A 23,638-nucleotide genomic window follows, 5' to 3' on the forward strand; every position below is an offset into this window, starting at 1 on the left:
GGTGAAATAGTTCGCCAGTACGGTGAGGCCTTGCGCAAAAACAAGGAGGCGCTGGGCAAACTGGTCTCTTACGAAATGGGCAAAAGCTTACAAGAGGGCCTGGGTGAAGTACAGGAGATGATCGACATCTGCGACTTTGCCGTTGGTCTTTCCCGCCAGTTGTACGGGCTCAGTATGCACTCCGAACGCCCCGGGCACCGCATGTACGAACAATGGCACCCACTGGGAGTGGTGGGGATTATTTCGGCATTCAATTTCCCGGTTGCAGTATGGTCCTGGAATGCCATGATTGCCATCGTTTGTGGCGATACCTGCATTTGGAAGGCTTCTGAAAAAACGCCCCTTTGCGCCGTAGCCTGTCAGAATATCCTACATGAAGTGTTGCGCAACAACAATGTACCTGAAGGGGTCTCCTGCATCGTCAATGGCGACTACCGGGTCGGCGAATACATGACCCAGGATAAACGACTTCCACTGATCTCTGCCACAGGTAGCACCCGGATGGGCCGCACCGTTGGCGCAATGGTAGCTGCACGCATGGGCCGCAGCATCCTGGAATTGGGAGGCAACAACGCCATCATTGTGACGCCAAGTTCAGATTTGAATATCGTCCTGACGGGTGCCTTGTTTGGTGCTGTCGGCACTGCGGGTCAGCGCTGTACCAGCACCCGCCGTTTGATCGTACACGAGAGCATTTATGATACCGTGCGTCAAGCATTAGCCAAAGCCTATGCCCAGCTGCGCATCGGTGACCCCTTGGATCAAAACAACCACGTTGGCCCACTGATCGATCAGGCTGCAGTACGCAACTACAATAAAGCACTGGAACAAATCGAAGCAGAAGGTGGCAGCATGTTGGTACAAGGTGTCGTATTGGAAGGCCCTGGTTATGAAAGTGGCTGTTACGTCAAACCTTGTGTAGCAGAAATCAAACACGACGCGGCAATTGTTCACCACGAAACCTTTGCCCCTATTTTGTACCTGCTCAAATACTCCGATCTGGAAGAGGGCATCGCCATCCAAAACGAGGTTCCACAAGGCCTGTCTTCAGCCATCATGACCAATAATCTGCGCGAAGCTGAACTTTTCCTCTCCAGCGCGGGTTCCGACTGCGGCATCGCCAACGTCAACATTGGTACCAGCGGAGCGGAAATTGGTGGCGCTTTTGGCGGAGAAAAAGAAACGGGTGGTGGTCGCGAAAGTGGCTCCGACTCCTGGAAAGCCTACATGCGCCGACAAACCAACACGATCAACTACAGCACGCAGCTGCCATTGGCGCAGGGGATAAAATTTGAATTATAGCAATGATGAGTGATGAGTGATGAATTGTCAAGATGCCTAAGAGTATGAATAATTCATCACTCCTCATTTATCACTTATCACTCAAAAAATACGTCGTTCTCCCCGCAATCGTCCCCTTCTTCACCACACCTTTGCCATCGGCGGATACAAAACCTTCTACCCGCCACTGCCAGAGCCAATCTTCGGGGTAATCTTTGTAATAAGCACGGCGTTCGACCGCGTAATTGAGGATTTTTTGCAGCGTATGGAAAAGTAGTTTTTTCTCCTCCTGAGACAAGTCTTCGATACGTGCTGCAGGGTGAATCCGGGTTTGGTAGCAGAGCTCATCGGCGTACAAATTGCCGACACCTGCCAGGTATTGTTGATTGAGCAAAAAGGCTTTGAGCTGGCCTTTTTTGGTGTTGATCAAGTCCAGAAAATCAGCTTCAGAAATGCGCAGGGCGTCTTCGCCGAGTGGTAAGGACTCTATGTAGGCTTGTAGATCTTCCAGATACAGAATACGCGCAAACTTGCGGGGGTCGTCAAATCCCAATTGAAAACCATTGTCGAACACAAAGGCGAAACGTTCGTGTTTGGGCCGATCCAGAGCGTCTTCATAATACTTGATGTCGCCCGTCATGCCGAAGTGGAGCAGAACGTGGTGGCCGTTGTCCAAGCCAGCAAAGAGGTACTTCCCCCGGCGGTAGGAACCCGTAAAACTCCGCCCTTGTAGCCGTTCGGCAAACTGAGCCCCATCCATATTCCGAATGATTTTATCATCGTGTACATCTACGCGCTGAATGCGTTGGTGCAGGGCGCTGGCGTCGAAGTAGCGCTGGAAGGTGTTGACTTCGGGGAGTTCGGGCATGAGTACTTGGGTTTTGGAGGATAAACAAGCTTTGAAAGAAAAGGTTAAAACGGACTGAATAAATTTCTCTCAACCCCTCCTCCTCGACGAATCCCGGACAATCAAACTCGTCTGGGTTTTCAATCTCATTGATTCAAAACTCACGTTAAGCTAAAACTATATTTTCTCAGCCATAGGGCAGAATAAATTGGACGGTAGTGTGTTTTATTTAAGTGTTGATTTTGACCACAACACTGAGTGCCCATGAAAAAATGGCGTTTTAACTGCCTTTTATGGCTTGCTTGTCTAAGTATCGGTTTATGCCGCTGTACACAACATTCGCTGACTCATACTCCTCCCTCAGCAAAAAAAATGGACTACAGCACCTGTTATTTTAAAAACATTTCTACAACCTTCGACCTCAACCTCAAAGTCACCAAATTTAAAAAATTTGATGGCCTGCAGGATTCCTGCCTGGTAAGGCTTATTTTGATTGATAAAACAGCTCAAATCCAGGTTGATAGTATACATTTCTCCGCCATTTTATTTTTAAAGGAGACTTATGAAGATTGTAAGGAAGTGTTGTCTTATTCCACTAGCCAAAATATCAACAAGGAAATTGTAGACAATATGTATGGGGACATAGTTGTCGCCGATCTTAATTTTGATGGATTAGAGGACATTGCGATGCTAAACGACAATGGCGGAAATGGTGGACCTTATTACAACTTCTACTTACAAGGGAATGACCAAAAGTTTAAAAAAAGCCAATTTTTGACCGACTCTGTAGTTTTTTTTCCCTCAAAAATTAATCCTAATACAAAAACACTAACCACTTATGCTCACGCTGGTGCCTGCTTGATGGAAAAATGTGTTTTTCTTTTGGAGAAAAATAAAGCCTGGAAAAAACAAAGTCAAAGGCTCATTGACGTCTGCAAATAGTACGCGTTTTTTATGGCGGGTCTCGTCTAATCCACTGACCACAATTTACAGTATCAACAAAAATCCCCTTCCCAATCACCGCTTTCTAAACTTTTACCAATAGCTTTAGCCCACAAAAATACACACCATGCCTCGCTCCGCCCTTGCCGCCTTACGCCAAGCCCTCCAGCGCCAGGAGATATCAGCCTACATCGTGCCCAGCAACGACCCGCATCAAAGCGAATACGTACCCGAGTATTGGAAACTTCGCGAGTGGTTGTCTGGTTTTACCGGATCAGCGGGCACTTTGGTCATTACGGCTACCGAAGCGCAGGTTTGGACGGATGGCCGTTACTTCATCCAGGCCGAGCAGGAGTTGGCCGATGGCCCTTTTGTACTCAAAAAGCAACAAGTGCCCCATGCCCCCGAGCACATCGACTGGTTGGTGGAAAACCTACCTGCGGGGGCAGTGGTAGCGGCCGACGGCAAACTCTTTAGTGTCCAGCAGCAGCGCTACATCGAAAAACGTTTTGCCCAAAAAGGCATTGAATTTGATACCCAGCTCGATTTGTTGGGGCCACTTTGGGAGGAACGTCCGGCGTTGCCCCTCCATCCGGTTTTTGAACAAGACACTTATTTCGCCGGCCTGAGTCGCGCTGAAAAATTGCAGGCCCTGCGCACCGAAATGCAGGCCCAGGGCTGCACCCAGCATTTAGTTTGTACCCTCGAAGACATCGCCTGGTTGCTCAACCTGCGCGGGAGTGATGTCAGCTACACTCCCGTTTTTGTGGCCTACCTGATAGTGGGTTTGGAAGAAGCTCAGCTGTTCATTCATTCGGCCAAAGTGCCTGCCGATATTTACACCCAATTGCAGCAAGATAAAGTCCGGGTGCAATTGTACACGGGCATCGATGGTTTTTGCGCTGAATTGAGTGCCCGCGATACCATTTTGATCGATCCGGGTTCCTGTAGCTGGCACCTGTACCAAATGCTCGTAAAGGTGCGCATCAAGGAGGGTGAACACCTGATTCGCCAGCAAAAGGCCATCAAAAACCACGCGGAGATCTACCACTTCAAATCCGCCATGCGCAAAGACAGTGTAGCCCTGCTGCGCGCTTTTCGCTGGTTGGAAGCCAGTCTGGCGGCGGGTGAACAGCCTAGCGAGTACGATTTTGCCCAAAAAATTGCCGCCTGTCGCGCCGAGCAAGCCGATTATGTGAGTGAAAGTTTTCCGGCCATCATCGGTTACCAGGGCAATGGGGCCATCATCCATTACCGGCCACCACAAACAGGATCGGCGCGCATCAAAACGGAAGGTATCCTACTTGTAGATTGCGGCGCGCAGTACCGCGACGGAACCACCGACATTACCCGCACCATTGCGCTAAGTGAACCTACTGCCCAGCAACGCTTGCACTTCACCCTGGTTTTGAAAGGTATGATTGCCCTGAGCAGCGCAATCTTTCCCAAGGGCACCAACGGCATGCAACTGGACGCCCTGGCGCGGCAAGCCCTTTGGCAACACGCCCTGAATTACAACCACGGCACTGGGCACGGCGTAGGGGCATTCTTGAGTGTACACGAGCCACCACAGGGTTTTGCCAGCAATGCTACCACCAGCAGAGGAACCTGCTCCCTTGAACCAGGGCATATTTGCTCCAATGAACCGGGCTTTTACTTGCCCAATGAATACGGGATTCGGGTGGAAAACCTGATCCTCTGTGTACCCCACCAGGAAAGTGAATACGGGCAGTTTTTGCGTTTTGAAACCCTGACCCTGTTCCCGATCGATTTGAAATTGGTGGAAATGGATTTGTTGACTGCTGCCGAAAAACAATGGTTGAATACCTACCACGCTACCGTGCTGGAGCGTTTGCAGGATTTATTGAGTACTGAAGAATTGGATTGGTTGAAAGAGAAGGCGAGGATAAGCGAATAGCGAATATTAGGGGTTACAATTTTAAGTAGGTGTGAATTAGGCCAAAAATTTTTACTATTCCACACCTACTTTTCGCTTTTCGCTTTATTTTTTGTCTCCGCTGAGTTCTTCATACAATTTGAAGTCCAGATTAAAGCTTCAATTTAAGCTACTCCTGCCTGTTCCTGGTGCTTCCACATCTCTTGAAACACGGGGCTATGCTCCCGCAAATATTCAAAAGTTCCTTGGTCAACGATGTAGCCATTTTCCATCACATAAACGTAATCGAAATGTACCAGTAAGTGCAAGCGGTGGAGGGCTGAAATGATGGCTTTGTCTGAAAAATCCTGGAACATGCGCTCGTAAATCAGCAATTCGGTTTTGGGGTCAACACTGCTGGTGGGTTCATCCAGTAAAATAATGTCACTGTCCTTGGCGGCCAGAACTCCACGCGCCAAGGCCAATCTTTGTTTTTGGCCGCCGGAGAGGTTTACCCCTTTTTCGCGGATGTTGGATTCCAGACCCGAAGGCAATTGCTCAACCACCTCTAAAAAATGGGCTGTTTCGCACACCTTCATCACTTCTTCCTTGCTGAAGGGCAAGCCCAGGGTGATGTTGTATTCAATGGTGTTCTCAAAAATTTCGGGCTCCTGGGGAAAAAGAGTGATGTAATCAGAAAGCACCTCCAGTCTGTCGTAATTTTTGCCATCAACCATCAACTCCAGGCCTGGTTTGGGAGGGTACAAGCCCCGCATCAAGGCCAATAAGGTACTTTTGCCACTGCCACTTTCGCCGACGAGGGCGATCCGTTTGCCGCGGGCAATTTGGATGTTAAGGTCGTGTAAACCGGGGCGATACTGACCTTCAGCAGAGGTTCCTTCCAGTTCATGGATGTAGTTGAGCTGATTGATTTGAATGTTCTGCCAATGCTGTGGCAAAAGTCCGGCAGATTCGGGCAGGTGTTGCTGGTCGTAGGCCTCAAAGATGTTTTTGGCAGTTTGTACATCGGTATGTTGGGTGACAATTTGGTTGTACTGCCAGGCAATGTCGTGGAATACACTGGTGAAACGCTGAACATAACTCATCAGGGTAACCAGGCCTCCAATGAGAAAAAGTTGGCCAGGAACATACGTTTGATAAATGTAGCCAACGATAATGGTACAATAAATAATGGCTACAATCCCGTCAACGGTGAACCATTTTAGTTCATTGATCCAAATTTTGCGCCGAAAAGGCGGGAAAATTTCGGCCACTTTTTGCATCAAACCACTCTCCATTCGTTTTTCCAGCCGCAAAGTGATGACTGTAACAATATTGGAAAGGCTATCAAACAGGTTGGCAGAAACCGCGTGTTCCCGCTCATTGGTCTCTCGCTGGTATTTGATCATGGGCTTGTCAAATTTGAAAATGGTATAGACCGCGATAATGCCCAGTACGATGGCAATTGAGCCAAATAACGGCGAGAAATAAAGCATTGCGGCAAATGAAAAAATGAACTTCGTAAAGGCATGAATGTACATGAAGCCATTTTGGAAAAAATCTTTGAGGGCTTCATAAGCCTTACGAACCCGGTTAATGGTCATACCACTGTGGTTGTCCTGATGCCATTTTACCGTTAAGTGCACTACTTTGTGGTACAGTTCTTGCAGGAAGTTCCGACTCAGGTTAAAAGCGATACTTCGCTCCATGATCCGGGCAAAAAAGTGGAAACCCCAGCCACTAAAATGCAAAACCAGGTAAGCCACAACATAAATCCAGAGAGACTTTAAAACGTCCACCCCCTCTTGTTGCACCTCGTTGATGAACCAGCCCCAGGCAATGGGCATACAAGCATCAATCAAGTTGTTCGTCATGAACATGCCATAAACAATCAAGTAACGCCAACGTTCTTCACGCGCATACTTCCAGGAGGTAATCAACAGGGAGATATAGGGATTGCGGGCAATGGACTTGAACATAGCAGGAGTGATTTCGAGGCAGTAAAATTAAGGTAGCTTCCGCGCAATGAACCCCAATTCCACTGAAAAAGTTTCCTCTCGGCTGACATTCTGTCTGCCAAAATGACAAATTACTCGATTATTCGGTGCTTGGCACAACCTTTGACTACAGCAGGTGAGCCAATGTAGCAGTACAGGGCTCCAATTTGCTTCATTCTTCCAGAAAAATAAAATCAAAACCATTATGGCAGCAAAGGAAATTACCCTCAGCAATGCCGCTCAGGAAAAACTCAAACGTGGCATCGATAAACTAGCCAATGCCGTTAAAGTAACCCTTGGGCCTAAAGGCCGCAACGTGGTGATTGAAAAAAAGTTTGGTGCCCCACAAGTCACTAAAGACGGGGTTACAGTGGCCAAAGAAATAGAGCTGGAAGACGCACTCGAAAACATGGGTGCCCAGATCATCAAGGAAGTAGCTTCCAAAACAGCCAATGCGGCAGGTGACGGAACCACTACTGCCACCGTTTTGGCACAAGCACTGATTACCGCAGGTTTAAAAAGTGTCACTTCGGGTGCCAACCCTATGGACCTCAAACGCGGCATCGACAAAGCGGTGAAAGCTGCCGTTGCCAACCTAAAGGAGCAAGCCGAACAAGTAGGTGACGACTACAATAAAATCAAACAGGTAGCTGCCGTTTCCGCCAACAACGACGAAGAAATTGGCGAACTGATTGCCGATGCCATGAAACGCGTGAGCAAGGACGGGGTTATTACTATTGAAGAAGCCAAAGGCACCGAAACTTACGTAAAAGAAGTAAGTGGTATGCAATTCGACCGCGGTTACCTTTCGCCCTACTTTGTGACCGATACCGAGCACATGGTCGCCGAATACGACAATCCATTTATCCTGATTCACGATAAAAAGATTTCCAACGTCAAGGACATCCTGCCAATTCTGGAAAAGACCTCTCAAATGAGCCGTCCATTGTTGATCATCGCAGAGGATGTCGATGGTTCGGCCCTGAGTACCCTCGTGGTCAACCGCCTGCGCTCCGTATTGAATGTGGTAGCCGTAAAAGCGCCCGGTTTTGGCGACCGCCGCAAAGCCATGCTGGAGGACATCGCTATCCTTACCGGAGGTACCGTGATCAGCGAGGAGCAAGGTTATGCGCTGGAAAATACCGACATCACTATGCTCGGCCAGGCTGAAAGAATCTCGGTAGACAAGGACAACACTACTGTGGTAAATGGCAAAGGTGCCGAAGACGCCGTGAAAGGCCGGGTTGGTCAAATCCGTTCTCAAATCGAAATCACTACTTCCGACTACGACCGTGAAAAACTGCAGGAGCGTTTAGCCAAATTGGCGGGTGGTGTAGCCGTTCTGAACATCGGTGCAGCTACCGAGGTAGAAATGAAGGAGAAAAAAGACCGGGTAGACGATGCCTTGCATGCAACCCGTGCAGCCATCGAAGAAGGGATTGTAGCAGGTGGTGGTGTAGCGCTGGTACGTGCCATCAAAGCTTTGACCAACCTGAAAGGGGTGAACGAAGATGAAAACATCGGCATCGACATTGTTCGTAAAGCACTGGAAGCTCCGCTGCGCAACATTGCTGAAAATGCTGGTGCAGAAAGTTCCGTTGTACTGCAAAAAGTACTCAATGGCAAAAACGGTTACGGCTACAATGCCCGCACTGAAGTATACGAAGATTTGATGGGTGCAGGGGTGATTGATCCCGCCAAGGTAACCCGCGTAGCGCTCGAAAATGCTGCATCAATCTCCGGTATGGTATTGACCACCGAGGCTGCAATTAGCGATAAGCCAGAGAAGAAGAGTGCGGGCGCTGGTGGTCACCACCATCACCACGACGATTACGGCATGTAATTAACTGGTTCGCAGTTGGATCATTAAGTTACACCAAAGCGACATTTTAAGCACAAAGGACACAAAAGAGGCACAAAGAACACTAAGCGAAGCGTAATCAACGTCTAACTTTGTGTCCTTTGTGCTCTTCTTTGAGCCCTTTGTGCTAACAATATGTCGCTTTAGTTTTTTCTACCTAAACCTTAAAGTAACTCCCCCCCCTACGACAAGTACTTCCCTACAATCGGCATCCGCCGCCCCATGCCGAATGCTTTGGAAGACACCCGTAGCACTGGCGCAGTTTGATGCCGCTTGAACTCATTGATGTTCACCAAACGCAGTACCCGGCGCACCAGCGCGTCGTCGAACCCCATGTCTACTAGTTCTTTGGGGCCCTGGTGGCGTTCGATGTAGTTGTAGAGTACCGCATCCAGAATGTCATAATCCGGTAAACTGTCACTGTCTTTTTGCCCGGGGCGGAGTTCTGCTGAAGGGGGTTTGACAATGGAGTTTTCCGGAATAACTTCCCCATCCTTGTTGATGTAATGGGCCAGTTCATACACTTCGGTTTTGTACACGTCGCCGAGTACTGAAAGACCACCACACATGTCGCCATACAGGGTGCCGTAGCCTACCGCCATTTCGCTCTTATTACTCGTATTGAGCAGGATATGGCCAAATTTATTGGAAAAAGCCATCACCAGCATGCCCCGAATCCGCGCTTGCAGGTTTTCTTCCGTCACGTTGAAAGGAAAGCCAAAAAAGTGCGGCTTGAGCGTTTCCATATACGCCTGATACATGGGCTCAATGAAAATGATGTCGTATTGAACCCCCAGGTTTTCGGCCAACTTGCGGGCGTCGTTTACGGAGTGATCGGAGGAATATTGCGAGGGCATCAGGATCACCCGCACGTTGTCGGCTCCGAGGGCACGCGCAGCCAGCACGACCGTTACTGCCGAGTCGATCCCGCCCGAAAGGCCTAAAATGGCTTTCTTGAGTCCGAGTTTTCCAAAATAATCGCGAATTCCCATCAGCAGGGCATCGTGCATGAGGGGTGTTTTTTCGCGGGGTAGTTCCACCTGTTTTTGCCCCAACATCACGTTGTCCAGCTCATATACCCGGATACATTCTTCAAAAAAGGGCATCTCATCGTAGACATTCCCATTGGGCGACATCACCACCGAACCGCCGTCAAACAACAACTCGGTTTGTCCTCCTACGTGGTTGACGTAAAAAATCGGCACCTGGTAACGCTCCACATTGGCCCTGATCACGTGGATCCGTTCGGGTGCGTGGTCGTAAGAAAATGGTGAAGCCGATACATTGATCATCAACTCGGGTTTGTAGGGCATCATTTCATCCATGGGGCAAATGGTGTAGAGCGGGTTTTCGTTGCCTACATTCCAGATGTCCTCACAAATCGTAAGGGCAATACGTTTGCCCATGTATTCTACAATGCCAAACTCCGAAGCGGGTTGAAAATAACGGTATTCATCAAACACATCGTAGGTAGGAAGCAAAGCCTTGTGCTGGACGTATTCTACCCGTCCGTTGGCCAGAAAATAGGCCGAGTTGTACAAGTCCTTGCCTTCCACTTTGGGGTTGCGCGTGGGCGAACCCAGCACGATGGCAATGCCTTGAGCGGCCCGGGCAAGTGTTTGAATACTGGCATCAGCCTGCTGGATAAAATCATCGAATTCCAAAAAGTCGCGAGCCGGATATCCACAAGTAGCCAGTTCCGGGAAACAGATGATGTCAGCCCCCTGAGCTTTGGCCGTTTCCGTCATTTGTAACATTTTGGACAGGTTGCCCTCAAAGTTGCCGATGTGGGCGTTGAATTGGGCGATAGCAATACGCATGGTGATTTATAAATTTCTGTTGAGGTGTCCTGTAATCGGCAATTGTGCCAACAGTTGTCGGTCCAGGTTTTCGATATAGCTGCGCCCGTAAGGGCCATTTTCTAGTTGTTCAAACGTCCAGTCGGGCAAATCCTGCACAATCTCCGGACAAATACTTCCCAAGGCCAGCGCCAATGAAGCTACCGTATCGGTATCCCCGCCCAAATCTACTGCTTCCCAAAGGATGGAACTCATTCTTTCGCCCTTGAGCAAAAGAGTCAACACTGCTTCGACCGTTTCCTTACCCTTCATCGGCACCTCGCCTTGCCAATCCAGTGGCCATTTTACCCCCTGCCAGTCGGCCAAATAGGCAATCAATTCTGCTTTATGGCCCCTTTGGTACAAAAAAAAGTGCGCAATCAGGGCAATGGCCTGAGCCGCCCTTATCCCCCACTCGGTATCATGGGTAATCCGAGCCTGGAGCGTTGCCTTTTCCAATACTTCTTTTTCTGATCGGAATACACCGATTGGATAAGCCCGCATGGCCGATCCATTGCGTTCACTACTTGGAATGATGCGATCCAAGAGTTCCTGACCAGAAGCGACCTCTTTGAGCAAGCCAAAAAAGCGAAAAGCATAACCTTGACGGGTGTCTCGTTTGAACACCTCCACAAACTTATTGGCCAAACTGAGTCGGGTCCATTCGGTACCCTCCACGATCAGCTCTGCCAGTGACAGCGCCATTTGCGTGTCATCGGTATAGTGTCCGCAGATGGTTCGGTAAAACGGGTGCCGTTTGTATTTCGTTAGCTTGTTGCGCCGCCGGATAATCAGGCGGTAGACAAACTCAAACCCCGCTCCGTATGCATCCCCAATGGCGCCTTCCAGCAGCATAAGTTTGATTTTATGGTTCAAAATTAAACGAACTTAGTTTAAAAGTCAAACTAAGTGCTAAATAAATTTTTTACTCCTCATCTTCTTAAGAACTTCCCTGCTCAGCACAAATTTTGTAAGTTTGCGTATTGTGTTTAGGGGCGATAAATGTTCATTTTGTCCCACTACCAAGAAGCACAGCAAAATCGCCTCCATGAGTAATTTTGTCGTTTCGGCTCGCAAATATCGTCCGGTCACTTTTGAGGATGTCGTTGGTCAGGAACATGTGACCAATACCCTCAAAAACGCCCTGCGCAATGATCACCTGGCGCATGCGTTTTTATTTTGTGGCCCACGTGGAGTTGGCAAAACGACCTGCGCCCGGATTTTGGCCAAAGTCATCAACTGTCAAAACCCCGGGGCCGAGTTAGAACCCTGCAATACTTGCTCATCCTGTACTTCTTTCAACGACAACGCTTCTTTCAACATTACTGAGCTCGATGCGGCTTCCAACAACAGCGTGGAACACATCCGCGCCTTGATCGAGCAAGTGCGCTTTCAACCACAGCAAGGTAAATATAAAGTTTTTATAATTGATGAGGTGCACATGCTTTCTCAACAAGCTTTTAATGCTTTTTTGAAAACATTGGAAGAACCACCGAGTTACGCCATCTTTATTCTGGCTACCACCGAAAAACACAAGATCATCCCCACCATCTTGTCACGTTGCCAGATTTTTGATTTTAAACGCATCCAGGCGCCTTCTATGGTGCGTCACTTGCAGGGAATCAGCGGCAAAGAAAACATTCAGGCGGACGAAGATGCCCTGCACGTCATTGCGCAAAAAGCCGATGGGGCCTTGCGTGATGCCCTTTCGATATTTGACCGCATCGTTTCGTATTCGGGTACACATGTCAAGTACGAGGACGTTATCCTCAACCTTAATGTGCTGGACTACGATTATTACTTCAAAATTGTGGATGCTCTTTTGGTGGAAAACCTGGCACAAGTCATGCTGCTTTTTGACGAAATCCTCAATAAGGGTTTTGAAGCAGACATCTTCATCAATGGCCTGGCTGAACATCTGCGCAATTTGTTGATGTGTAAAGATCCACAGACCCTTACTTTGCTGGAGTTGACCGACAACCTCAAGGAACGGTACCGCACTCAGGCGCATATCTCACCAAGTTCATTTTTACTGACGGCCCTTAATTTGTGCAACGACTGCGACATCAACTACCGCATGGCCCGCCATAAACGTTTGCACGTAGAAATGACCCTGATCAAGATGACCTACATCAATCGGGCAGTGAGCATTTCTACTGAAGCGGCTGAAAAAAAAAATCCTGAGCCCGAGCTAAAGGCCAGCACCACAGCGGAAAAGGGTAGCGAAACTCCAACTGCTACCTCCCTCAACAAAAATAGTGGCAGCAGTGCCCCTTCAGAAAGCAACACCGCTTCGCCAGAGCAGGAAAGCGCCACCGGATCGCCTGTGCCTGCTACCAGCGCAAAGACACCCGCTCATCTGGTGGCTACCCCACGGATTGGCCGACTGGACGACCTCATGGCTGAGGTGCATGCCGAATCCAAATTATCCGAGGCTACTCCCAGTTTGGAAATCCATCAGGAAAACATTGAAAAAGCCTGGACCGATTACCTGACCAAAGTTGAACAAGAAACTACCCGCAATATCTTAAGAGGAATTCCCTTGACTTGGTCTGATCCAACCCTTACGGCCAAAGTAAGCTCCAGTCTGGTTGAAAGTACCCTGCGCCAGGAGCGCAATCTGATGGAATACCTGCGCCAGGTTTTTGGTCGGAAAGACCTGGTTTTACAAATTGAGCTGGAAAAAACCTTACAAAGCGAAAAGCCCAAACCTACCCGCCCACTCAACAACAAGGAGCGACTGCTGGCGATGTACGAAAAGAACCCTCAAGTCAAGGATTTGGCTGAAAAATTTGGCTTACGATTCGATGGAGATTAAATTTTAACAAGACCTTAATACATTTTTCGCTTATTGTCCCGTATTTTGAATGGTTTTTAGCCTGTATTTGAAATGATTAGCCCAGCATGAAAAAATTCTACCTACTTCTAACTTTGTCCTGTCTTATTGCTGCCCGGTTGCTTGCCCAAAATGCAGAGTTCAAGTTTCGAGAAGCCCTACCTTTGGGTGGCAGTGACGTTGCTTTAATCCGGCAAAATGACCTCAAATTTCCGGGTATCATCCACCTGCAAATTTTGGGAAAAGGAGGAGTCGAAAAGGCCTTTGCCGAGATCAACCTCCGTACCGAAGGTGCCCGCTCCAAGGTAGAATCCGTATTCAAATGGGGAAATCGGCTCAATTTGTTGTTCGCACATTATTACCCCACCCAGCGCAGTACCGCCTATGAATTGGTCCAACTGACTTTAGATAGCCTCAAAACTACCCTGGTAAAACCTCTGGGCAAGGTGCGCACCCCCCCTATTTCGGTTTATGCATTTTGTGGCTTTAGCGTTTCGCCAGACAGCACCAAAATGATATTTTTCAATTGGCCGATCGGCCCGCCCCAGGATTCGGTGAACTTATTGGTTCAGGCTTTTGACCAAAAAATGGAAAGCCTCTGGTCCCGCAAATACACCCTGGGCTACGCCAACCGCAATTTTTTGGTGTACGGCTGTTTGATGCGCAACGATGGCAGCGCCTTTATTTTTGGTGAAAATTACTCTGCGAAATACACCGCCACCACTCAGGTGCAGGAAAAAAACATCGAACGAATCATTTTATTGATGTCCGGTAAAACGTCCCGGGTAGACTTGATTCAATTGGAACTGGGGGAATATAGCCTGGCGAATCTGGCCTACTCCATGAACCAACAAGGTGATATGGTAGCGAGTGGTTTTTTTCGTAAAACCGAAACTTCCGAGTACAAAGGGTTATTTACGATCAAAATCGCCGCCGAGTCGAATCAAACCATTCAGCGTTTGAACATGATCGATAAAAAAACCTTCACTACTGCGCTGAACATTGGATCAGAGGATAAATTTTTGAGCCGTGGCCAAATCGACCGCACCCTCTTTGGTTATGACTTAGGTAAATTACATCCTGATGCAGATGGAAGTTATGCATTGATTGCTGGTCGGCGAGACAACACCTTGGTACTTGATATTCGACCGGATATGGTCTTGCAACGCATTCGGATGGTACCCACTCCTTTTTCCTTTTCACAACCCCGTCCTGGCGAGGTTGCGCAGGGGTTCCTCGCTGGCTTTTATTTCCGCCAGGGAGATAAGTATTTCTTCATTTTTGTAGATCCCAACAATGGTGCAATCGACGACCGAGGCAAAAAAATCCGCACGGATACGCCTGGCCGCGCTTTTTTGGTTGAAATGAAAGAAATTGGACGCCTCGAAACGCGACCACTACAATCCAAATTCAACCTGCGTCCCAATGCTACGCTGGAACCGCAACACTGTCGACAAATCAATGGCGAGGAGGTGTTTTTAATGGGCACTGAGCCGAATAAGGAGGGAGGATTGTCGTTGGTGTATATTGTGGAGCAGATTGCATCCCTGATCAAATGAAGTGCTAAAAAACAAGACCACAAATAAAATCTCGACTACCCCTTCTGCCGTTTCTGCACCAGCAAATGTTCACACACCTTGCGCGAGAGGGTTTCTTCCAGGGTGTTTCCCAAACGTACCTTCATCGACTCATCGTACTCGTGCAAATCCAGCACCTCCAGTTCTGCCCCCAAACCCAGGTGTAGGCGATCCAGGTATTGCAAAAACGCCGGGGCATGATCTTGCACACCCACCACAATCACTTTATCCCCTACTTTTGATTCGGCCAATGGTGCTTGTTTGCGGAAAGTAAAATTGCCCTCAGCATCGGGAATGGGGTCCCCGTGGGGATCAAATTTGGGATGTGCCAAGTAAGTATCCAATCGTTTGATCAACTCATCCGACTTGATGTGTTCCAACTGCTCCGCAATATCGTGTACTTCATCCCAGGAAAAGCGCAATTTATCCACCAAAAAAACCTCCCAAAGGCGGTGTTTGCGGATTAGGGCAGTGGCAATGCGGGCTCCCTCTTCGGTAAGACTGACACCTCGGCGGCTTTCGTAAAGTACCAGGCCTTTTTCATTCAGCCTTTTGATCATATCCGTGACCGAGGCTGCACTGGTGTTCATATCCGCAGCGATGGCGTTGGTGCTGGCTTTGGCCGCACTATTTTCGGAAATTTTATAAATGGCTTTCAGGTAATTCTCCTCGGTGTACGAGATATTGTCCATGATCATAAAAAGTTGAGCCGGTTGAGCAAAGCCTGTTTGTGGCTGCGGCTAATGGGAATAACGGTTTCGGCAATGACCAAAGTGTTTTCCTCAATGTCTTTGATTTTGTCCAGGTTGATGATGTAGGAGCGATGTACCTTCACAAAACGTGGATCTTTCATTTTGGAATCAATTCCCTTCATGGTACCGTGAATGATGTGCCGTTTGCCGTTGGCAATGCGGATGGTCACGTAATCCCCCAGGTTTTCGAAAAAGAGGATATCGTCCAGGCTGATGCGGACCAATTTACCCTCTTCCCGAATGTACACATCCTTAGCTTCCTCTTTATACTTTTGAATGCGGCGTTCGGCATCCAGTACTTTTTCCAGTGCTCGTTGGAAGCGCAAAAAGGTAATTGGCTTTTTTAAATAATCAATCACCTGATATTCAAAAGCCTCAAAGGCATATTCTGTTTTGGATGAGGTAATGATGATGTGGGGAAAACTGGACAGACGGTCCATAAATTCGATACCACTAAGGCCTGGCATCTCGATGTCTAAAAAAATCAGGTTGACCTGTTCCACATTCAAAAACTGTAAGGCATCTTCAGCAGAAGAAAAACTGGCTGCCACTTCCAGGTTTTCCGCACGTTTGCACAAATTCTCCATTGCAGTGCGGGACATCAGATCATCATCTACGATTATACATTTGAGCATGGGAACGAACTTAGGTGTATTATTAGGATACAACAATATGAACCGCAGAATGTCAAAGGTAACATTAAAGACTGAGAAGATGTTTATGGAAAGACCAATAAGAGGTGCCCTAAAAAAAAGTTGCCCACTTTAGAACCGTCTCACCGGCCTGAAGTGGGGCAACCAAACTTCCTATTCCCAAAACCCTTGACAATACACACTCGCGTGTGCAAGTTGCCAAGAATATCTTATATGAATCAGCTGCTAATTGAGCCTTGCTGATGTTTCGTGTCTATTGTCAGCACCACAACTTCATTGTGATGATACAAATATAGGGCAGGTACTGAAACCGAGGTCTTTTTTTAGGTTTTTGGATGGATTTTTACTGCTTTTGGTAGGAAACTTTATTTTTTTGGAGTTGTAAAAGTAAAGCTATAATTCCCGATAGCAAAAGCATAAGGATGCCTGACAAGTTTTTTAGGTGATATCCCAAAAAGAACGGGGCCTGCGCAGTACTACAAGCGCCATGTATATGGTGTGAGAAAAGTAAGCAATGCCCATGGCTACCAAACACAACCAGGCCAATGAATCAAAAAAATGCAAGCCAAGGGGCAACACTGCGGCTGCGCCCAAAAAAAGCCACAGATACACTCTGGCCGGGCGGTAATGGTGCCACAACCACAACTGTGCTGCACTGATGATTTGGATGAAGCCAAGAATAAGGAGTGCAACAATGGCAGTTGTTCGCCAGAGTTCCAGCGAAGAGAACAACCCAAATGCAGTCAGAAAAACACCCTGTACCAACAGGTCGAGTTTCATGCGTAGACGGGATACCATAGTTTATTCAGTATTAATTTACTGCAAAAATAATTGAAATAAATCAGACTTTCAATTTATTTTGAAACTATTGAAAATTTATTTTTCAACTAAGGAATAAAATATTGCGTTAATTTAGTTGAGTACTTGGTAAAGTTGTTATTAATTCGTTAAATGTTTGGATCAAAGCCCATGGAGCAGAATCAATTCGTTAAAAAAACATATTTTCAATCGTTTAAAGCGATGATCATGAAGTTTAGAGGACCAATTTTTTTGTCAGTGGTAGTAGCCGGTTTTCTACTGGTAGCATTCTACCCACGTAAAGCAGCAGAGAGTGCCGAAAAAGACGCGGTATTGATGAAGTTGCTCGTATCGTTTTTGAATGAGCTGCATTTCGATCCCAAGACCATGGACGATAACTTCTCTGAAAAATTTTACACCCTGTATTTGGAATCGCTGGATCCCGGCAAACGCTTCCTGACCCAGGAAGACACCAAAAAACTGGAGGCTTATCGCCTGAAGCTGGATGATGCCATCAATAGTGGAAGTTCTGAGTTTTTTGACCTTTCTGTGAGTATGACGGAGTCTGCCTTACAAAAAACCCAAGGCTTTTACCGCGAAATCCTGGCTCAGCCCTTTGACTTCAACGTCAGTGAGACCTACGAAACGGATCCCGAAAAGCGGGCTTTCGCCAAAAATAATAACGAGTTAAAAGAAATGTGGCGCAAGATGCTCAAATACGAGACGCTGGCCCGCATGATGGATAAGGAAGAAGGGTTGAAATCGGCAAAATCGGGTGAAGAAGCAGCTCCCAGCACGCCCGAAGCCATCGAAGCAGAAGCTCGTAAGGCACTGTTAAAAAGTTATGATGACTGGTTCAATCGTTTAACCAAAACCAAACGTTCGGATCGTTTGAGCATGTACCTCAATAGTTTCACCCACCTTTATGACCCGCACACTGATTTCCTTGAACCTGCCGACAAACAGGATTTCGACTTGAACATCTCTGGTCGCCTGGAAGGTATTGGTGCTCGCCTGCAAAATGTAGGGGATTACACCAAAGTATCGGAAGTAGTAGTAGGTGGTCCAGCCTGGAAAGGAAAAGAGCTTCAAGAAAATGACCTCATCCTCAAAGCTGCTCAGGGTGACAATGGGGAATGGGTAGATTTCACCGGGATGTTAAGCACCGAGGTTGTATCCCATATTCGGGGCAAAAAAGGCACCAAGGTGCGTCTGCTGGTCAAAAAGGTAGACGGTAGCACCAAGGAAATCAACATCATTCGCGATGTGGTGGAATTTGAGGAAAGTTATGTGAAGTCTTTGATTCTGGACGGAGCAAGCCCAGAGGAAAAAATCGGCTACGTCTACCTGCCCAAGTTTTATGCCGACTTCCAGCGCGCTGACGGGCGTTTTTGCGCACCCGATGTAGCGAAAGAACTGGAAAAACTCAAAAATGAAAACGTCAGTGGTGTCATCATCGACCTGCGCAACAACGGGGGTGGTTCCTTGAACGATGTGGTGAAAATGTCGGGCTTTTTCATCGAAAGTGGCCCCATTGTACAGGTTAAGAGTCGCACTGCCCAAGCGGAAGTCAATTACGACCGTAACCCTGCCGTACAATACGGTGGCCCATTGGTGATCATGGTCAACTCGTTCTCGGCTTCAGCTTCCGAAATCCTGGCAGCTGCCCTGCAAGATTATGGCCGCGCCATAATCGTAGGTAGCAAGTCAACCTACGGTAAAGGCACCGTTCAACGGGTGTTCAGCCTGGATCAGGCCATCAGTGGTTATGATGAATACAAACCATTGGGCGACATCAAAATTACCCTGCAGAAGTTCTACCGCATCAATGGTGGCTCCACTCAGTTGCGGGGAGTTACACCTGATATTGTACTACCGGATACCTATCACTACCTGCCTGTAGGGGAGCGTGAAGAAGATTATCCGCTCAACTGGACTGAGATTGCTCCGGTTTCTTACAGCCAAAATGCCTACAAAATCAAAAACCTGGAAGAAATCAAACGCCGCAGCATGGCGCGGATCGAACAAGATCCAGGTTTTCAAAAAGTGTTGAGCCAGGCCAAGTACATCGAGGCAGAGCGCAAAAATTCTTCGGTAATGCTCAACATTGACCAGTTCCGCAAGGATGAAGCCGCTGAAGAAAAAATGGCTGGCGATTTCCGCAATGCTTTCAAAGAAGTGATCAACAAGGGTGTGCGCAACATCACGGTTGATGAGCAAAAAATGAAAGCCAGCCCAGACAATGAAAAGACTCTTGCCCGCAATAAAGACTTCATGGAAGGAGTCTCTAAAGACATCTACATTCGGGAAACCCTGCGCATTATGCATGACATGATTGCGCAGAAGTAGATGAAGAAGTTGAGGAGTTGAGAAGTTCAGTGTCGCTCGCGGCAGCCAAACTTCTCAACTTCTCAACTCCTCAACTTTTTTCCTACCTTTGCCTTGTCTACAACCCGAAAACGCATGCAGCACCTGCTCTTATGCCTGTTTAGCTGTTTAAGCTGGCATTTTATCCAAGCCCAAATTTTTGTTCCTACATCATTGATGCCCAGGGCGGGGGATACCCTTTTGACTGCTGTAGACAATCTTCCCACTTACATCAAAAACATCAACTCAGGCCGCAATCAGCGTTGGGATTTTGCCATGCTGGAGGCGCCATACATTCGGAGTGCAGTGTGGAAACCCGCTTCCAAAGGTTCAGCTGCCACTTTGTTCAAAAACGCCGAGTTTACAGCTCCTGTTGATGAACATACCGAAGGCTACTACCGCACCCAGGGCAATGATCTGCTCTTGTTGGGCGCAGTTGGGCCTGACCCGCTGAATTTGAGCCGCAAATCGGTGTTGCGCTATAGCCCAGGACTGGTGGAGCGCCGTTATAATTTGCGGTATGGTGATGCATTTCAGGCGGACGGCAACCTGGTACTGACCTTGGGTGAGGATGAAATCCCGAGCTGGTTTCGCAAAAAACTACCCGTCAGCCCCGATTCCTTGCGACTACGCGTGAGTTACGACCGCCAATACGATGTGGACAGTTACGGACGAATGATTGTACCGGGTGGAATTTTTGATGTGATCCGCGAACGCCGCATCGAAATCATTGAGATGCGCCTCGAAGTAAAAGTAGGCCGCAGACGCTGGCAGGAGGTGACCAAATCGGTCAAGGACAAAGAACTCCTGCGTACCCAAAAGAAAATTTCCTACCACTTTTATGCCAGCAACTCCAAAGAACCCGTAGCAAGGGTCTGGATGAGTAGCAATGAAAAAAAGATCCTTAAAATAGAGTTCAAACCCCGGGAACGAGAAAGTACCGTACAAAACATTGCCAGTGTACGCCCCGATATCTACGTGTCGCCCAACCCGGCCATTGCCAGCGTACGTTTTGAGTTTTTTAACCTGCCTCCCGGTACCTACAAGTTATCGATCTTCAACATCATTGGTCAGGAGGAGTGGAGCAAAATGTACACCATCACCGGGAATTATGCCGAGCTGGTGGACATTTCACAGCTCAAAAAAGGGGCTTATTTGTATAGTTTGAAAGATGAACGAGGGCGGACGTTGAGTACGAAAAGGTTGATGGTGATAAGGCCGTAATAACATTGAAAAACGAATTGCTGCATAAAATCACCTCATTTGATTTCCTTAACTTCACCCCATGCAAAACAAAACCACACGCTCCATTTCCACCTTCAACAATGAACTAAAGTTAAAAGGCTTTAATGTCTTCCAAATCGAAAGTGACGGCAATGCGACCCGCATTTACAGCCGAAAGGATTTTTATAAAATTTGCCTGACCACTGGCCAGAGCATCATTCACTACGCCGACCGGAGTTTTGAAACCGAGGGCACGGTTTTGTTTTTTGGCAACCCACATATCCCCTACTCCTGGCAAACCATCTCCACAAAGTATGTGGGCTACACCTGTCTCTTTTCCGAAGAGTTCTTCAACCTGTCGGAACGCGCCGAAAGCCTGCAACAGTCGCCCCTGTTTAAGGTTGGGGGTACACCTGTTTTAAACATCAGCACCGAACAACGAGCCTTTTTAAATGTGATTTTTCAAAAGATGATTGAAGAACAACAGTCTGATTATGTGCACAAAGCCGATCTAATGCGCAATTACATCCATTTGATTCTTCATGAAGCTTTAAAGTTACAGCCCTCCGAAAATTACTACCAACACCAAAACGCGGCGTCCAGAATCACCCAGGTTTTTTTGGAGCTATTGGAACGGCAGTTCCCTATTGAAAGTGTAGACAAACCCCTATACCTAAAAACGCCACAAGATTTTGCCAATGGTTTGGCGGTACATGTCAATCACCTCAACCGTTCGGTAAAAGAGATCACCGGCAAATCTACCTCCAAGCACATTTCCGCCCGCATCGTTACCGAAGCCAAGGCCTTGTTGCTGCACACCGACTGGACCATTGCCGAAATTGCCTATGCCCTGGGTTTTGAATATCCCAGTTACTTCAACAATTATTTCAAACGGGTAACCGGGAGAAACCCTTCTTCCATTCGGGCAGAAATGGTTTGAAAAGCTTAAGGATTGGTTTGATTCTCATTAGATGCAAAAGTACCTGTCGTGGTATTTTTGTGCACATGAAAACCAATAGTTCAATTCTGCTTTTTTGTTTCCTGGGTTTGGCTTCCAGCTCCTTTGCACAGACACAGGACAGTACTATACACAGCAGCGTTTTATCAGGCTCCATAGGGGTAACCAACAATGGCATTTCCCTGATTCCCAGCTTTTCGTTGGAGAAGCCAGCCGCGATATTCAATATGTCTTGGCAAAAAGGCAGGTTCAGTTTTGATCCTGAGTTTACTTTTTCTCTGGAGGGTAAACCCTGGTACCAATTGTACTGGCTTCGGTACAAATTGTTATCCAGCCCTAAATTTCAGCTGGGCGCAGGAACGCACCTCGGATTGAACTTCAGAAGCAAGTTTTTGCCTCCAATTGGTGAGTCGATCATTACCGAACGCTATTTGGTGGGGGAACTGTCGCCAACCTATTCGATTGCCAAACATACAAGTGTGGGGCTGTACTACTTGCATGGCCGTGGTTTTGACATTGGTACCACCCAGGCGCTGCATTTTATTGGGCTCAACACCACTTTTAGCGACATCAGCCTGGCCAAGAATTTATTGCTGAGCTTAACACCACAAGTTTATTACCTAAAGGCGTATGGGCCCGAAGGCTTTTACTTTACTTCAACCTTCAGCTTGAAAATGAGCAAACTACCTATTACCCTAAGGTCTACCTTAAACAAGGTCATCCAAACGAAAATTCCTGGAAGTAAGGACTTTTTATGGAACCTGGTACTGAGTTATTCCTTTCAGAAAGGGAGGCATTAAATAACAGTAAAAAAACAACCCATGAAACACGCTTGTATGACATTTGTATTGCTGGCAATTTTTATCCTCAGCACATCATTCTGTTCAAAAGAGGTTAACCCAATTACGGAGGAAACAACAATCCAAAACACCAAGGTTGACATGCAAAACAAACTAAAAATCGTGGTTGGCGCAAAAACCTTCAGCGCGACACTTTTGGACAATGCTACGGCAACTGCCCTAAAAAAGATGCTGCCGATGACCCTGGAAATGATCGAGTTGAATGGCAACGAAAAATATGTTCGTTTACCCAGCAACTTACCTGCAAATGCATCCAACCCCGGGACGATCCATACAGGGGATTTGATGCTTTACGGCTCGAGTACCTTGGTGCTTTTCTACGAGTCTTTTTCAACAGCTTATACTTACACCAAAATTGGACGGATTGACGATGCTTCAGGTCTTGCTGCGGCTTTGGGTGTAGGAAATGTAAAGGTTAGTTTTGAGTTGGAGTAAGGTATTAAACGAATCTTTTCCTAAGTCTTTATTTGCTACTTAGCGCTGATTTTGAAGGCAAATTCAGCGCTAACCCTATTTTAAAATACACTTACCGCTGAATTTGCTTTCAATTTCAGCGCTAACTATCCCAACTACCACAAAAAAAGCAGTACCAATCAACACATGGATGATTGGTACTGCTTTTTTGTGAGATGATTCCCACTACTTGGCGTGTATAGCAATCGGCTGTCTGCCGAAAAGAATTCGGTAGAACTTAGTTTGGCGTATTTTCTTGCTCGTCGAGCATTTTCTCGCGGTAAACAGCCTTCAACACTTCGCCTCTACGCTTAACGGATGGTTTCACGAATTCTTTACGTCTGCGCAATTCTTTGATTACTCCAGCATTTTGAAATTTCCGCTTGTAGCGTTTGAGCGCCTTGTCGATGCTTTCGCCATCTTTGATTTCGATGATCAGCATAATGAATGATGATATTTGATGGTTCTGACAGAAAATTATTGCTTACTCCCAATTTGGGAATGCAAAGGTAAAAAAA

General features: G+C 47.3%; 19 protein-coding genes. 11 read left to right on the forward strand and 8 right to left on the reverse strand.

Features of this window, described 5'->3' with window-relative positions:
- The coding region (locus SFV55_RS02120; RefSeq protein WP_320027799.1) for an aldehyde dehydrogenase family protein at positions 1–1,302 on the forward strand (1,302 nt) is incomplete at its 5' end.
- Between the two features lie 70 nt (positions 1,303–1,372).
- On the opposite strand, the gene SFV55_RS02125 is transcribed toward SFV55_RS02120, so the two are convergent.
- On the reverse strand, positions 1,373–2,149 hold the full coding sequence (locus SFV55_RS02125; RefSeq protein WP_320027800.1) for an Fpg/Nei family DNA glycosylase: 777 nt from the start codon (positions 2,147–2,149) through the stop codon (positions 1,373–1,375).
- 243 nt (positions 2,150–2,392) lie between these two features.
- Between SFV55_RS02125 and SFV55_RS02130 the strand changes: the two genes are divergently transcribed.
- Positions 2,393–3,070: an XAC2610-related protein gene (locus SFV55_RS02130; protein WP_320027801.1), complete on the forward strand. Its 678-nt coding sequence runs from the start codon at positions 2,393–2,395 to the stop codon at positions 3,068–3,070.
- Between the two features lie 127 nt (positions 3,071–3,197).
- A complete protein-coding gene (locus SFV55_RS02135; protein ID WP_320027802.1) occupies positions 3,198–4,988 on the forward strand; it encodes an aminopeptidase P family protein in 1,791 nt (596 codons plus the stop codon).
- A gap of 143 nt (positions 4,989–5,131) precedes the next feature.
- Here the strand turns inward: SFV55_RS02135 and SFV55_RS02140 are convergent, their stop codons facing one another.
- Positions 5,132–6,925, reverse strand: coding sequence for an ABC transporter ATP-binding protein (locus SFV55_RS02140; protein WP_320027803.1), 1,794 nt, complete (start codon positions 6,923–6,925; stop codon positions 5,132–5,134).
- 223 nt (positions 6,926–7,148) lie between these two features.
- On the opposite strand from SFV55_RS02140, the gene groL reads away from it, so the two are divergent.
- Positions 7,149–8,786 carry a chaperonin GroEL gene (gene groL, locus SFV55_RS02145; protein WP_320027804.1) on the forward strand — a complete coding sequence of 546 codons (1,638 nt, stop codon included), beginning with the start codon at positions 7,149–7,151 and terminating at the stop codon, positions 8,784–8,786.
- A 200-nt stretch (positions 8,787–8,986) separates the two neighbouring features.
- Here groL and SFV55_RS02150 read toward each other — a convergent pair whose 3' ends face one another.
- Together SFV55_RS02150 and SFV55_RS02155 are read right to left on the reverse strand one after the other, a co-directional pair.
- Complete coding sequence (locus SFV55_RS02150; RefSeq protein WP_320027805.1) at positions 8,987–10,624, reverse strand: NAD+ synthase; 1,638 nt, start codon at positions 10,622–10,624, stop codon at positions 8,987–8,989.
- A 6-nt stretch (positions 10,625–10,630) separates the two neighbouring features.
- A complete protein-coding gene (locus SFV55_RS02155) occupies positions 10,631–11,497 on the reverse strand; it encodes an ADP-ribosylglycohydrolase family protein (protein WP_320027806.1) in 867 nt (288 codons plus the stop codon).
- 193 nt (positions 11,498–11,690) lie between these two features.
- Between SFV55_RS02155 and SFV55_RS02160 the strand changes: the two genes are divergently transcribed.
- The gene (locus SFV55_RS02160) at positions 11,691–13,460 is read left to right on the forward strand and encodes a DNA polymerase III subunit gamma/tau (protein WP_320027807.1); all 1,770 of its coding nucleotides are present in this window, start codon (positions 11,691–11,693) and stop codon (positions 13,458–13,460) included.
- Between the two features lie 86 nt (positions 13,461–13,546).
- Complete coding sequence (locus SFV55_RS02165) at positions 13,547–15,037, forward strand: hypothetical protein (RefSeq protein ID WP_320027808.1); 1,491 nt, start codon at positions 13,547–13,549, stop codon at positions 15,035–15,037.
- A gap of 35 nt (positions 15,038–15,072) precedes the next feature.
- Here the strand turns inward: SFV55_RS02165 and SFV55_RS02170 are convergent, their stop codons facing one another.
- The 3 genes from SFV55_RS02170 to SFV55_RS02180 all read right to left on the reverse strand — a co-directional run bounded on the left by SFV55_RS02170 (position 15,073) and on the right by SFV55_RS02180 (position 17,258).
- Positions 15,073–15,747 carry a metal-dependent transcriptional regulator gene (locus SFV55_RS02170; RefSeq protein WP_320027809.1) on the reverse strand — a complete coding sequence of 225 codons (675 nt, stop codon included), beginning with the start codon at positions 15,745–15,747 and terminating at the stop codon, positions 15,073–15,075.
- A 2-nt stretch (positions 15,748–15,749) separates the two neighbouring features.
- Positions 15,750–16,442, reverse strand: coding sequence for a LytTR family DNA-binding domain-containing protein (locus tag SFV55_RS02175; protein WP_320027810.1), 693 nt, complete (start codon positions 16,440–16,442; stop codon positions 15,750–15,752).
- 456 nt (positions 16,443–16,898) lie between these two features.
- Positions 16,899–17,258 (reverse strand): hypothetical protein, encoded by a 360-nt coding sequence (locus SFV55_RS02180; RefSeq protein WP_320027811.1) that lies wholly within the window; start codon positions 17,256–17,258, stop codon positions 16,899–16,901.
- A 228-nt stretch (positions 17,259–17,486) separates the two neighbouring features.
- Between SFV55_RS02180 and SFV55_RS02185 the strand changes: the two genes are divergently transcribed.
- From SFV55_RS02185 to SFV55_RS02205, 5 genes are all read left to right on the forward strand, one after another.
- Entirely contained in the window at positions 17,487–19,607 is a 2,121-nt protein-coding gene (locus tag SFV55_RS02185; protein ID WP_320027812.1) for a carboxy terminal-processing peptidase, read from the forward strand.
- A gap of 114 nt (positions 19,608–19,721) precedes the next feature.
- Positions 19,722–20,849, forward strand: a complete 1,128-nt coding sequence (locus tag SFV55_RS02190) for a T9SS type A sorting domain-containing protein (protein ID WP_320027813.1) — start codon at positions 19,722–19,724, stop codon at positions 20,847–20,849.
- Between the two features lie 61 nt (positions 20,850–20,910).
- Positions 20,911–21,789: a helix-turn-helix transcriptional regulator gene (locus tag SFV55_RS02195; protein WP_320027814.1), complete on the forward strand. Its 879-nt coding sequence runs from the start codon at positions 20,911–20,913 to the stop codon at positions 21,787–21,789.
- 65 nt (positions 21,790–21,854) lie between these two features.
- Positions 21,855–22,607 carry a hypothetical protein gene (locus SFV55_RS02200; protein ID WP_320027815.1) on the forward strand — a complete coding sequence of 251 codons (753 nt, stop codon included), beginning with the start codon at positions 21,855–21,857 and terminating at the stop codon, positions 22,605–22,607.
- Between the two features lie 141 nt (positions 22,608–22,748).
- Positions 22,749–23,102 (forward strand): cyclophilin-like fold protein, encoded by a 354-nt coding sequence (locus SFV55_RS02205; RefSeq protein WP_320027816.1) that lies wholly within the window; start codon positions 22,749–22,751, stop codon positions 23,100–23,102.
- A gap of 256 nt (positions 23,103–23,358) precedes the next feature.
- Here SFV55_RS02205 and rpsU read toward each other — a convergent pair whose 3' ends face one another.
- A complete protein-coding gene (gene rpsU / locus SFV55_RS02210) occupies positions 23,359–23,562 on the reverse strand; it encodes a 30S ribosomal protein S21 (protein WP_320027817.1) in 204 nt (67 codons plus the stop codon).
- Between the last annotated feature and the right edge of the window lie 76 nt (positions 23,563–23,638).

This window comes from Haliscomenobacter sp., assembly GCF_033763495.1.
GTDB lineage: Bacteria > Bacteroidota > Bacteroidia > Chitinophagales > Saprospiraceae > Haliscomenobacter.